General features: G+C 61.0%; 8 protein-coding genes and 1 tRNA gene. 2 read left to right on the top strand and 7 right to left on the bottom strand.

All coding sequences use genetic code 11. The annotated features are described in order from the left end of the window. Positions 1-17: 17 nt before the first annotated feature. Positions 18-617 (bottom strand): hypothetical protein, encoded by a 600-nt coding sequence (locus HDE80_RS03920; RefSeq protein WP_184668093.1) that lies wholly within the window; start codon positions 615-617, stop codon positions 18-20. A 153-nt stretch (positions 618-770) separates the two neighbouring features. Next, positions 771-845, bottom strand: a tRNA-Val gene (locus HDE80_RS03915). A gap of 152 nt (positions 846-997) precedes the next feature. Between HDE80_RS03915 and HDE80_RS03910 the strand changes: the two genes are divergently transcribed. Beyond that, positions 998-1,339: a lipid-A-disaccharide synthase N-terminal domain-containing protein gene (locus HDE80_RS03910; RefSeq protein ID WP_184604124.1), complete on the top strand. Its 342-nt coding sequence runs from the start codon at positions 998-1,000 to the stop codon at positions 1,337-1,339. A 28-nt stretch (positions 1,340-1,367) separates the two neighbouring features. Here the strand turns inward: HDE80_RS03910 and metH are convergent, their stop codons facing one another. The 3 genes from metH to HDE80_RS03895 all read right to left on the bottom strand — a co-directional run bounded on the left by metH (position 1,368) and on the right by HDE80_RS03895 (position 6,158). Then, positions 1,368-4,064, bottom strand: a complete 2,697-nt coding sequence (gene metH / locus HDE80_RS03905; protein ID WP_184668091.1) for a methionine synthase — start codon at positions 4,062-4,064, stop codon at positions 1,368-1,370. Further along, the gene (locus tag HDE80_RS03900) at positions 4,065-5,156 is read right to left on the bottom strand and encodes a homocysteine S-methyltransferase family protein (RefSeq protein WP_184668082.1); all 1,092 of its coding nucleotides are present in this window, start codon (positions 5,154-5,156) and stop codon (positions 4,065-4,067) included. It lies immediately after the preceding gene. A gap of 72 nt (positions 5,157-5,228) precedes the next feature. Beyond that, positions 5,229-6,158, bottom strand: a complete 930-nt coding sequence (locus HDE80_RS03895; protein WP_184668081.1) for a metalloregulator ArsR/SmtB family transcription factor — start codon at positions 6,156-6,158, stop codon at positions 5,229-5,231. A gap of 297 nt (positions 6,159-6,455) precedes the next feature. Here HDE80_RS03895 and HDE80_RS03890 point away from each other — a divergent pair, with 297 nt between their 5' ends. Next, entirely contained in the window at positions 6,456-7,616 is a 1,161-nt protein-coding gene (locus tag HDE80_RS03890) for an acyl-CoA dehydrogenase family protein (RefSeq protein WP_184603905.1), read from the top strand. A gap of 135 nt (positions 7,617-7,751) precedes the next feature. On the opposite strand, the gene HDE80_RS03885 is transcribed toward HDE80_RS03890, so the two are convergent. Together HDE80_RS03885 and HDE80_RS03880 are read right to left on the bottom strand one after the other, a co-directional pair. Then, complete coding sequence (locus tag HDE80_RS03885; protein ID WP_184668078.1) at positions 7,752-11,012, bottom strand: efflux RND transporter permease subunit; 3,261 nt, start codon at positions 11,010-11,012, stop codon at positions 7,752-7,754. 12 nt (positions 11,013-11,024) lie between these two features. Continuing rightward, positions 11,025-12,227, bottom strand: coding sequence for an efflux RND transporter periplasmic adaptor subunit (locus HDE80_RS03880; RefSeq protein WP_184668076.1), 1,203 nt, complete (start codon positions 12,225-12,227; stop codon positions 11,025-11,027). Positions 12,228-12,469 lie beyond the last annotated feature (242 nt).

The raw sequence follows: 12,469 nt of genomic DNA, 5'->3' as shown, positions 1-12,469 counted from the left end.
GCCCCTCCACGAGCGATTTAGAGAGCGCCGATTACTGGGCCATTTATCGGTGAATTTAAAATCGCCGTTGCTACCATCTCACGCGCTATGTCGGCGCCGCGCACCTGATCTAAAAGTAGCTGTTGTCCTTTCGAGGCAAAAGCTTGTCGCGCTTCTTTGAGCGCAGCAGTCGCGGTATCTATAGCTAGCTGATCCGTTCCCGCCATCTCAGCGAGGATTGCATGGCAAGCGTTCCAGACGGCTATGGCTTCAAATCCTATGCGCTCTTGGTCGAGCAACATTAGGGTTGCGAAACACTTGGTAAACCGTTCACGGTGACGCTCTCTAACGTCCGGTTCCTGCTGCCCCGCACCCTTCCAAATGAAATCGTGAGACGCACCGAAAAAATCGATAAAGGTCTGGCGCCGCCAGTCGAGTTGCCTGCGTTTGTCTTCGCGAATAGCAGCAGCTTTCGCTTCGTTGCGTATTTCTTCTCGGCGTTTTTGATCCACTTCAGCATGATAGTCGCGATCGTTAACATGTCTATGCCAAGCCCACCACGCGGCGACTCCACCCGTCAGGATTGGACCGATCGCTGCCCACAAAGTGAGCCAAATATTCAGCTGTGCAGTGCCCATATCGTTTCCCCTTTTCCCTTCGTGCTGTGAGCATAAATCACGCGATCGCCCGGGGATCCCCAAGCTGCCTGCGGACGGCTCTGCTTTTCTGACACCTAGCTGACACCACGAAAAAGGCCACCCGGTGAAGGTGGCCTAAGTCGTTGAATCTAGTGGTGGGCGATGCAAGGATCGAACTTGCGACACCTGCCGTGTGAAGGCAGTGCTCTACCGCTGAGCTAATCGCCCGCCGAGAGCGCGCAAATATACGGGGAGAGGGGCTTCGGGTCAATCTTTGTCGTGCTTGAGCCTGCATTTGATCGCTGCGATGCGAGTGGTGCGGGGCATCCGTGGGGCCAAGGCTTGGTAAACTGCCGCGCTTGACTGACGAGGCCGCCCCGATGGAATTCCTGCAGCACGAGTTCAACCATATTCTCGCGGCGCTGCACGGCTTCGAGATCACGCCATGGAAAACCGTTGGCCTGATCGGCTCGCTGATGTTCACCAGCCGCTGGTTTGTGCAGATGTACTACACGCGCAAGTTGAAGCGGGTGGTGATGCCGCTGTCGTTCTGGTGGTTGTCGGTGATCGGCAGCGCACTGTTGCTGAGTTATTTCATCGTCGGCAAGAACGACTCGGTCGGCATTCTGTCGAATTTTTTCCCGGCCTTTGTCTCGGTGTACAACCTGATCGTGCACATGCGCGAGGTGAAGCGTCGCGGCGTGGTCGAAAGCGAAGTCTGATCAGCGTCAGACTTCGCTTTGGAATCGATCACTCGACTTCGTAGCCCAGGTACGGTGCCAGCCAGCGTTCGGCAAGCTCGCGTGTCCAGCCTTTGCGTTTGGCGTAGTCCTCGACCTGGTCGCGGCTGAGTTTGCCGACCACGAAGTACTGGCTTTGCGGGTGCGAGAAGTACCAGCCGGAGACGGCGGCCGTGGGATGCATGGCGAAGCTTTCGGTTAGCTGGATGGTGGTGTGTTCGGTTGCGTTGAGCAGTTCGAACAGCGTGGCTTTTTCCGAATGCTCTGGGCAGGCGGGGTAACCAGGGGCGGGGCGGATGCCGCGGTATTTTTCGGCGATGAGATCGTCGTTGGCCAGGGTTTCGTCGGGCTGGTAACCCCAGAATTCCTTGCGCACGCGTTCGTGCAGGCGCTCGGCGAACGCTTCGGCCAGGCGGTCGGCCAGGGCTTTGAGCATGATCGACGAGTAGTCATCGTGATCGGCTTCGAAACGCTCCACGTGCGGCTCGATGCCGATGCCGGTGGTCACGGCGAATCCGCCGACCCAATCCTCTACACCGCTATCCTTGGGCGCCACAAAATCGGCGAGGCAGAAGTCCGGACGGTCGGCAGGCTTTTCCACTTGCTGGCGCAAGTGGCGCAGCATGGCGATGGGTTTGGCTTTGGCCGTCGCATCGACGGCATAAACCTCGATGTCATCACCGATGTTGGTTGCCGGCCAGAAGCCGATCACGCCTTTGGCCGTGAGCCAGCGTTCGGCGATCAGCTGATCGAGCATGCGGTTGGCATCGGCGTACAGTTCGCGCGCCTGCGTGCCGACCACGTCGTCATCGAGGATGGCCGGGAATTTGCCGGCCAGCTCCCACGCATTGAAGAACGGCAGCCAGTCGATGTACTGGCGCAGTTCGGCCAGATCGTAGTCATCGAAGACGGTGATGCCTGGCGTTTTCGGTACGGGTGGTTCGTAGGCCTGCCAGTCGCAGGTGAAGCGTTGCGCGCGCGCCTTGGCCAGCGGGACCAGCTGTTTGCCGGGGCCGCGATCCTTGTGGCGTTCGCGCACGTCGGCGTACTCCAGCCGGATTTTGGCGATGAACTCTTCGACCAGATCCTTGCTGACCAGCGACTGCGCCACGCCAACGGCGCGCGAGGCGTCCTTCACCCACACGGTAGGTGACTTGTAGTGCGGCTCGATCTTCAGCGCGGTGTGCGCGCGCGAGGTGGTGGCACCACCGATCATCAGCGGGATATGGAAATTCTGTCGCTGCATTTCGCGCGCGACCTGGCTCATTTCTTCCAGCGACGGTGTGATGAGGCCGGAAAGGCCGATGATGTCGGCGTTTTCTGCGATGGCCGCTTCCAGGATTTTTTGCGCCGGTACCATCACGCCGAGGTCGATCACCTCGAAGTTATTGCAGCGGAGCACCACGGCCACGATGTTCTTGCCGATGTCATGCACGTCACCCTTGACGGTGGCCATGATGATCTTGCCGTTGTTCTTGCCCATGTCGCCGGTGCGCAGCTTTTCTTCCTCGATGAAGGGCAGCAGGTAGGCGACGGCTTTTTTCATCACGCGGGCAGACTTGACGACCTGCGGCAGAAACATTTTGCCGGCGCCGAACAGGTCGCCGACTACGTTCATGCCATCCATCAGCGGGCCTTCGATCACGTCGAGCGGGCGCGACGACAGTTGGCGCGCCTCTTCGGTATCCTCGACCACGTATTGATCGATGCCGTGCACCAGCGCGTGGCTAAGACGCTCGCGCACGGGAATCTCACGCCAGGCCACCGTCTCGACGACAACTTCGCCTTTCTTCTTGCGGAAGTTGTCGGCGATCTCCAGCAGGCGCTCGGTGGAATCCTCGCGGCGATTGAGCACCACGTCCTCGACGCGCTCGCGCAGCTCGGGATCGAGGTTGTCGTAGATCGCCAGCGAACCGGCGTTGACGATGCCCATGTCCATGCCGGCCTTGATGGCGTGGTACAGGAACACCGAATGGATGGCCTCGCGCACGGTATCGTTGCCGCGGAACGAGAACGAGACGTTGGAGACGCCGCCGGAAATATGGCAATCGGGGAAACGCTTTTTCAACTCGCGCGTGGCCTCGATGAAATCCACGGCGTAGTTGTTGTGCTCCTCGATACCGGTGGCGACGGCGAAGATGTTGGGATCGAAGATGATGTCTTCCGGCGGGAAGTCGAGCTCACGCGTCAGCAGTTCGTAGGCGCGTGAACAGATCTCGACCTTGCGCGCGCAGGTGTCGGCCTGGCCTTGTTCGTCGAAGGCCATCACCACCGCAGCGGCGCCGTATTGCTGAACCTTGCGCGCGTGGTCGAGAAACTGCGCCTCGCCTTCCTTCATCGAGATGGAGTTGACGATGCCCTTGCCCTGAAGGCAGCGCAGACCGGCCTCGATCACCGTCCATTTGGACGAGTCGATCATGAAGGGCACGCGCGCGATATCGGGTTCGGAGGAGATCAGATTGACGAAGCGCGTCATCGCCGCTTCGGAGTCGATCAGACCCTCGTCCATGTTGATATCGATGATCTGCGCGCCGTTCTCGACCTGCTGGCGTGCCACGTCGATCGCCTCGTCGTAGCGTTCTTCCTTGATCAGCTTCTTGAACTGGGCCGAGCCGGTGACATTGGTGCGCTCGCCCACGTTGACGAACAGCAGCTCCGGCGTGAGTACCAGCGGCTCAAGACCCGACAGGCGGGTGTAACGTCTCACTTACGCAGCCTCCGCTTGCGTGGCAGACGGAATGACCCGTGGCGCGTAGTCGCGCACCGCCTCGGCAATCGCCTTGATATGCGCGGGCGTGGTGCCGCAACAGCCGCCGACCAGATTCAGCAGACCGTCGCGCGCGAAATCACCGATCACGCCGGCCATATGCTCGGGTGATTCGTCGTATTCGCCGAATGCATTCGGCAGGCCGGCGTTGGGATGCGTGCTGACGAAACTCTGCGCGATGTTGGAGAGCGTCTGAACGTGCGGACGCAGATCTTCCGCACCGAGCGCGCAGTTGAAGCCGACCGACAGTGGACGTGCATGCGCGACCGAGTAGTAGAACGCTTCGGCTGTCTGGCCCGACAGCGTGCGGCCGGAGCGGTCGGTGATGGTGCCGGAAATCATCACGGGCATGCGCGCGCCGCGCTGGTGAAACAACTCGCTCAGCGCAAACAGGGCGGCCTTCGCGTTCAAGGTATCAAAGATCGTTTCAACCATGATCACGTCGGCACCACCATCGATCAGGCCGTTGGTGGATTCGGTATAGTTTTCGGCCAGCTCTTCGAATGTGACGTTGCGATAGCCTGGGTCGTTGACATCGGGCGACAGCGATGCGGTGCGGCTGGTCGGGCCGAGTACGCCGATCACAAAGCGTGGTTTGTCCGGCGTTTTTGCTGTCATTTCATCGCAGGCAGCGCGCGCGAGTCTGGCGCCCTCGCGGTTCAACTCATAGGCGAGATGTTGCAGCTTGTAATCGGCCTGGCTGATGCGGGTGGAGTTGAAGGTGTTGGTTTCGACCAGGTCGGCGCCGGCTTCGAGATAAGCCGTATGCACGCCACGGATGATGTCTGGCTTGGTCAGGGTCAGCAGGTCGTTGTTGCCCTTCAGATCGCAGCTGCCAGGGTGATCGTGGTCATGATCGTGTGCGTGGCCATCGTGGCCGTGCTCGAAGCGCTCGCCACGGAAGCCACTTTCATCCAGCTCGTGCGCCTGCAGCATGGTGCCCATGCCGCCATCCAGGATCAGGATGCGCTGATGCAGCGCCTGTTCCAGCAGGGCAACGCGGTCGGGGTGTAGCCAGGGCAGGGCGCTCATTGTGGTTCCTTACGTTTTGCTTTTTTCGCGTGCAGCGAAGCGGTATTCAAGATGGTGTTTGGCGTACGCCGATCAATGCGGCTTGCGCGCCAGCAGGCTGATCACTTCGAAATGCGGCGTCTTGCGCTCGCGGCTGATCTGGTGACAGCTGATCACGTCCAGTTTCGCGGCATCGGCAAAACCGCGTAGTTGGTCGCCATGAAAGCCGAGATTGCGGTGGTCGAACGGTTCGACCGCTGTGCGATGGTCGTGCTGGCCCAGCGTGACCGCGAGCAGGCGACCACCGGGGCGCAAGACGCGAGCGGCCTCTGCCACGGCCAGGGCGGGATTGTCGGCATATGTCAGTGCATGCAGCATCAAGATCAGGTCGAAGCGTTGCTCGCCGAGATCGAGCGCCTGCATGTCACCTTGGATCACCTGCACGTTGGTGAACGCGCGCAGTCGCTTGGCGGCGGCGTCGACGACCCGTTCGCTGGAGTCCACGCAGGTGATTGAATGCGCGTGCGGTGCCAGTAGTTCGGCGGTGATGCCATCGCCGGAGGCGATATCCAGTACATCGCCGGTTTCCAGCAATTGCAGCAATGATCGCGCCAGCGTTTCCCAGGTGCGGCCGGGCGAGTAGTGGCGTTCCATGTCGCCAGCCACGGTGTCGGCCCAGCCCTCGGTGCCAGCTCGTTGCGCCAGAACAGCGGGCAGGCGCGCGGCGTCCTCGCGCAGCAGGGCGTCGTCGATGCTCTGGCGCAGCGAGTCGAGCAATTTGCGCTGCGCCTCCTCGCCTTCGCTGTTGGCACGGTAATACGCCGACACGCCGGCACGGCGGTCACGTACGAGGCCAGCTTCCTTCAGTTTGGCCAGATGGGTGGACACGCGCGGTTGCGCCAGGTGCAGTACGGCGGCCAGTTCGGCGACTGTCAGCTCCTCGTGTTCAAGCAGGGCCAGCAGGCGGACACGCGTCGGATCCGCGAGCAGGCGCAGAACGCTGGAAGCACTGGCCAGGTCCATCGAGCATCCTTTTATCGCGATAAAGAGATGACAAGGCTAGGCGCGGTTTGCCGGGGCGTCAAGCAGGGAAGTTGTTGATTGCTGTGCTTTGTTCAGTCCAGGGGCCAACGAGCCTGACGTTCGCGACAACAAAACGTGGTGCCAACGGAGGGGCGTCCACCGTGGCTTTGCGTCCGTATGTCATGTCTGTGATGCCCGGGATATGCCTCGCGTTGATGTTGATGCTGCGTTCGCACAATTGCGTTTTATTGCCGCCGCTACAATGGGCGGCTGGCCAGTTCACTGCGGAGCTTTTCCATGGATTTCAGCTTTACCGAAGATCAGTTGTCGATCCAGTCGATCGCCCGCGACTTTGCTCAGAAACGCATCGCGCCGGTGGCTGCCGAGTTTGATGCCAAGGGCGAGTTTCCGCTGGAAAACATTCGCGAGATGGGGCGGCTGGGCTTGATGGGCATCGAGGTGCCTGAACAGTACGGCGGTGCGGCGATGGACACGATTGCCTACGTGCTGGCGATGATCGAGATCGCCGCGGCCGATGCGGCGACCTCGACCATCATGTCGGTCAACAATTCGCTGTTCTGCAACGCCATCCTCAAGCACGGCACCGAGGAGCAGAAGCAGACCTATGTGCGCGCCATTGCCACCGGCGAAGCGATCGGTGCGTATGCGCTCACCGAGCCGCAGTCGGGCTCGGATGCGTCGGCCATGCACACCCGCGCAACCAAGAACGCGCAGGGCGACTGGGTCATCAACGGCAAGAAGAGCTGGATTACCTCCGGTCCGGTGGCCCGCTACATTCTGCTGTTCGCGATTTCCACACCGGGCGTCGGGGCGCGTGGTGTATCGGCTTTCATCATCGATACGAAGCTGGCCGGCTTCCATGCCGGCAAGAGCGAGCCGAAGCTGGGCATTCGCGCATCGGCGACCTGCGAGATCGAATTCCTCGACTACGTTTGCCCGAAGGAAAACCTGCTGGGTGAAGTTGGCAAGGGCTTTTCTATCGCGATGGGCGTGCTTGATGCCGGCCGTATCGGTATCGCTTCGCAAGCGATCGGGATTTCGCGTGCCGCGTACGAAGCGACCTTGCAGTGGGCGCGTGACCGCAAGGCGTTCGGTGCACCGATTGGTACATTCCAGATGACCCAGTCGAAGATTGCCGACATGAAGTGCAAGCTCGATACCTCGATGCTGTTGACCCTGCGTGCGGCATGGCAGAAGGGCGAGGCGGACAAGACCGGCGGGCGTTTTGGCACCGAAGCGGCAATCGCCAAGCTCACGGCATCGGAAGCGGCGATGTGGATTACCCATCAGGCCGTGCAGATTCATGGTGGCATGGGCTACTCGAAGGAGATGCCGCTGGAGCGCTATTTCCGCGACGCGAAGATCACCGAGATATACGAAGGCACCAGCGAGATCCAGCGAATGGTGATTGCTCGCGCGGAAACCGGTTTGCGTTGAGGCCAGCAGTCGCAAGTGGGATAGCACTTTTTCGCGAGCCAGATCGAAAGCGCATCATCAAAAGACAAGGCGACAGGCAATAAAAAAGAGCCCCGGCATGCCGGGGCTTTTTGTTGAGTACGTTACCTGGCTGTATCAGCCGCCGCGGTAGGGGTCCGCTTCCGGTGGTGAGAGAGACTTCGGCTCGTTACTCACTGGCTGATCCTTGCCATCAACATCCAGCTTGTCACCCAGCAGGCGACGTACGCTGACGTAGAACACCGGGATCAGCAGCAAACCGAGGAAGGTGGCGAACAGCATGCCACCGATCACGCCGGTGCCGATCGAGTGACGGGAGTTCGCACCCGCGCCGGTCGAGATGGCCAGCGGGAACACGCCCAGGATGAAGGCCAGCGAGGTCATCAGGATCGGGCGCAGCCGCTGCTGGGACGCGGTGAGTACCGCGTTGAACAGGGTCTTGCCCATCGCCTGTTCCGCCACCGCGAATTCCACGATCAGAATCGCGTTCTTCGCGGCCAGGCCGATTACGGTGACCATGCCGATCTTGAAATACAGATCGTTGGGCATGCCGCGCACCAAGCAGGCCAACACCATGCCAAGCAGGCCTAGCGGCACGACCAGCAGCACGGCGACCGGAATCGACCAGCTCTCGTACAGCGCGGACAGACACAGGAACACAATCACGATCGACAGCAGCATCAGCAAGGTGGCCGAGTTGCCGGCCAGGATTTCCTGATACGAGAGGCCGGTCCAGTCAGAGCCAAAGCCGTGTGGCAGGTCCTTGTTGACGATGTTTTGCAATACGTCCATGGCTTGGCCAGTGGCGTAGCCCGGGGCGGCGTCACCGACGATTTCCACTGCCGCATAACCGTTGTAGCGGGGCAGCGAGAGTGCATTTGTCACCCAGCTCGCCTTCACCACACTGGAGATCGGAATCATGTTGTACGGGCTGATCGCGTTGTTGCTGGCCGATGGATTGACCGTGGTGGCAGTGCTGGAGGTGCTAGTACTGGAGGTGCTAGTACTACTAGTAGAGGTGCTGGGCGTATAGATGTGCTGCAAGGCATCTGGCCCCATACGGTAGGGCGCGTCAGCCTGCACGTAGACCCGTTTCACGCGGCCGCCGTAGAGGAAGTTGTCGACATAGACCGGTGCCAGTAGCAGCGAAATAGCCTGGTAGACATCGGTGACCGACAGCCCCATCGACTGCGCCTGCACACGGTCGACATTCAACTGCAACTGCGGTGCGTCTGGCAGCGAATTGGGCCGGATGCCGTACAGCACGGGGCTCTGCTTCGCCTTGCCGAGCAAGGTACCCACGGATTGGCCCAGCTCGGCGCGCGACTGGCCCGAGCGCGCCTGCAGGTACATGTCGATGCCGCCGAACTGGCTGAGGCCACGGATGGTGGGCAGATTCACTACGAAGATCTGCGCATCTCGGATACCGTGCAGAACCCCGTTGGCCTTCTGTATGAACTCATCGGCTGTGAGCGACCGACTGCCCCAGTCGGTGAGCTTGATGAAAGCCATGCCCGCATTTTCGCTCGAGCCCACGAAACTGAAGCCGTCGACCTGGAAGATACCCGCGATGTCGCCTTTGAGCGGACTGTGGTTGAGCTTGTCGCGGATATCGGTCATCACCTGCTTGGTGCGCTCCAGGGTGGCGCCCGGTGGCAGGTTGACGATGGCCAGAGCGAAACCCTGGTCCTCGTTGGGCACGAAACTGGTCGGCAGGCGGTTAAACAGGAACAGGGCCAGCGCGGCGACCAGCACGAATACGATCATCCAGCGCGGGGCATGCTGCACCGCGCTGCCGATATGGCCGTGATAGGTCTTGGTGACACGATCGAAAAGGTTGTTGAACCCGCGGTAGAGAGCGTTCTTCTTTTCATGATGGGTGGGTTTGAGCAAGGTCGCGCACAACGCCGGCGTGAGCGACATCGCGAGGAAGGCCGAGAAGCCCATCGACACGGCGATGGTCAACGCAAACTGTTTATAGATGACGCCGGTGGCGCCTGGCTGCAACGCCGAGGGAATGAACACCGCCGCGAGCACCAGTGTGATCGCCACGATCGCACCGGTGATTTGGCCCATCGCCTTGCGGGTGGCTTCCTTCGGTGACAGACCTTCCTCGGTCATGATGCGTTCGACGTTCTCGATCACCACAATCGCGTCGTCCACCACAATACCGATGGCCAGCACCATGCCGAACAAGGTGAGCTGGTTGAGCGAGAAGCCGAGTGCCAGCAGGCCGATGAAGGTACCCAGCAGGGCAACCGGAATCACCAGGGTCGGGATGATGGTGGCGCGGATGTTCTGCAGAAAGATCAGCATCACCACGAACACCAGGATGATCGCCTCGCCCAGGGTTTGGGCGACGTCCTTCATCGACGCCGTGATGAACGGCGTGGTGTCGTAGGGCGAGAACCAGGTGACGCCCTGCGGGAAGTCCTTGGCCAACTCGTTCATCTTGGCCTTCACCGCATCGGCCACCTGCAGGGCGTTGGCGCCAGGCAACAGGTTGATGCCGAGGCCGCCGGCGGGCTGACCATTGTAGGTGGCGGCCGACCCGTAGGTCTGCGGGCCGAAATCTACCTTGGCGATGTCGCCAAGCCTGACCACGGTGCCATCGGCATTCGCACGCAGGATGATGTCGCGGAACTGTTGCAGCGAGGAGAACAGGCTTTCGGCGGACACCGTGGCGGTGAAGCTCTGGCCTTTGTCGGCGGGGTCGGCGCCCAGCGCGCCCGCCGCGAACTGCACGTTCTGGGCGCTGATGGCGTTTTCGACCTGGGTGGCGGAAAGGCCATAGCCCTGCATCTTGTCCGGGTTCAGCCAGATTCGCGCGGCGTATTCGGAGCCGAGTTGGAAGGTGCTGCCCACGCCGGTGACACGCCCGATCTGCGGCGCCACGTCCGAGGCCATGATGTCGCCAAGGCGGTTCGCGTCGATGGACGGGCTGCTCGATACCAGGCTGACGAACATCAGGATATCGGGGCTGGCCTTGGCCACCACCACGCCTTGCTGAGTCACTTCAGCGGGCAACTGTGGCTGCGCCAGGGTCACCTTGTTCTGTACCTGCACCTGGGCAATATCCGGGTTGGTGCCGGTGGCGAAACTCAGGGTGATCGTGCTGGAGCCGTTGGAATTGGAGGTCGAGCTGAAATACAGCAGGTTGTCGAGTCCGCTGAGCTGTTGCTCGATCACCTGGGTGACCGTCGATTCCATCGTGGCGGCGCTGGCGCCGGGATAGGTCGCGGTCACCGTCACTTGTGGTGGTGCGATATCGGGATACGAAGCGATGCCCATGTTCAGCATCGCGATGGTGCCGACCAGCGAGAGCAGGATGGCTAGCACCCAAGCGAAGATCGGGCGGTCGATAAAAAAACTTGGCATGAGGCGGCTTCCTTACTGCTGGTCGGCGGAGTGGCCGCCCTGAGCGGAGGTGGAATCGGCCGCTGGCTGCCATGGCGAGGCTTGGGCCGGAGCCCCCGGCTGCACGCCCTGCACGCCCGAGACGATCACCTGGTCGCCGGCGCTGAGGCCAGCAGTGACAATCCAGTTATTGCCGCTGGTGGTACTGGTGGTGACATCTTTGCGCTGGACCTTGCTGTCCGGGTCGACCACCAACACATAGGCGCCGGCGATGTCGCGCTGCAGGGCCTGCTGCGGGATCAGGAATACGTTGTTCTGCTGGCCAAGGTTGGCGCTAAGAGTGACGTACATGCCTGGCAGCAACTGGTGTTGCGGATTGGGCACCAGGGCGCGCAGATTGATGGCGCCGGTGGTGGCATTCACCGAGGTGTCGGAGAAGTCCAGCGTGCCTTGCTGGCCATATTTGGTACCGTCGGGCAGGGTGATCTGCACGGTGGTCTTGTTCTGATCGGCGAGATGGACGGTACCCGCACTCTGCGCCTGTTGCATCGTCGACATATCGGTCGCGCTCATGGTGAAGTTCACATAGAGCGGGTCGAGCTGGTCAACGGTGGTCAGCAGGGTCGAGCTGGAGCCGGTGTCGGCGGTGCCGTTGCCCACGATGGCGCCTTCGGTCAGCTGTTGCTGGCCGGCGCGGCCGTCGATGGGCGAAACCACCTTGGTGTAGTCGAGGTTGATCCGCGCGCTCGCCACGGCCGCTTGGGCCTGCTGAATTGCAGCGGCGGCGGTACGCTCGGTGGCTTCGTCGCTGTCCAGTTGGGCATGCGAGATATAGCCTTGCGGAATGAGCGAGCGGTCGCGCTCAGCCACGACATGAGCATTGGTATACGTCGCCTTGGCCGAGGTCAGGTTGGCCAGGCTGGAATCAAGTGCCGCCTTGTAAGTGGCCGGATCGATCTGGAACAGCAACTGGCCCTGTTTGACGTCGGTACCTTCCTTATAGGTACGCTTGAGCAACAGGCCCGATACGCGCGCGCGCACATCGGCGCTGCGGAATGCCGATAGCCGGCCCACCAAATCCTTGTTTAGCGTGGTGCTCTGCAGCTGCGCCTTGACGACGCCGACCGTCGGTGTTGGCATCTTCGGCGGACCCTGGTCCTTCCCTTTGCCGCTGCAGGCAGCGAGCGCGAGCAGACTCAGGCAAAGGATCGGAGTGTGCAGTGACGAGAGCTTCATGAAGACTCCATGGCTTGTATTGGGGGATTCGAGGGTTACCGGCGATGTTGTGCTGGCTTGTTGAGGCGTAGTGTGCATTTTGGCCTTGCACTGCGATGCGCTTTTCCGTCACCGCGCCAGGAATTTGACGCAGGGAAGAGGCAATCTTGCTTGTCACGCAGTCCTATACCGACCAGTTTACAATTTATCCGGAGCGTTGTGCCAGCCCTCAATTTAACGGTGGCGGCAGGGGATGCCATCAA

This window comes from Rhodanobacter sp. A1T4, assembly GCF_014207185.1.
Lineage (GTDB): Bacteria > Pseudomonadota > Gammaproteobacteria > Xanthomonadales > Rhodanobacteraceae > Rhodanobacter.
This window is presented reverse-complemented; position numbering and strand designations above follow the sequence as displayed.

Coding starts and splice junctions, on each gene's coding strand:
- HDE80_RS03920 (WP_184668093.1), bottom strand. CDS start 617: ATGGGCACTGCACAGCTGAATATTTGGCTCACTTTGTGGGCAGCGATC.
- HDE80_RS03910 (WP_184604124.1), top strand. CDS start 998: ATGGAATTCCTGCAGCACGAGTTCAACCATATTCTCGCGGCGCTGCAC.
- HDE80_RS03900 (WP_184668082.1), bottom strand. CDS start 5,156: ATGAGCGCCCTGCCCTGGCTACACCCCGACCGCGTTGCCCTGCTGGAA.
- HDE80_RS03895 (WP_184668081.1), bottom strand. CDS start 6,158: ATGGACCTGGCCAGTGCTTCCAGCGTTCTGCGCCTGCTCGCGGATCCG.
- HDE80_RS03890 (WP_184603905.1), top strand. CDS start 6,456: ATGGATTTCAGCTTTACCGAAGATCAGTTGTCGATCCAGTCGATCGCC.
- HDE80_RS03885 (WP_184668078.1), bottom strand. CDS start 11,012: ATGCCAAGTTTTTTTATCGACCGCCCGATCTTCGCTTGGGTGCTAGCC.
- HDE80_RS03880 (WP_184668076.1), bottom strand. CDS start 12,227: ATGAAGCTCTCGTCACTGCACACTCCGATCCTTTGCCTGAGTCTGCTC.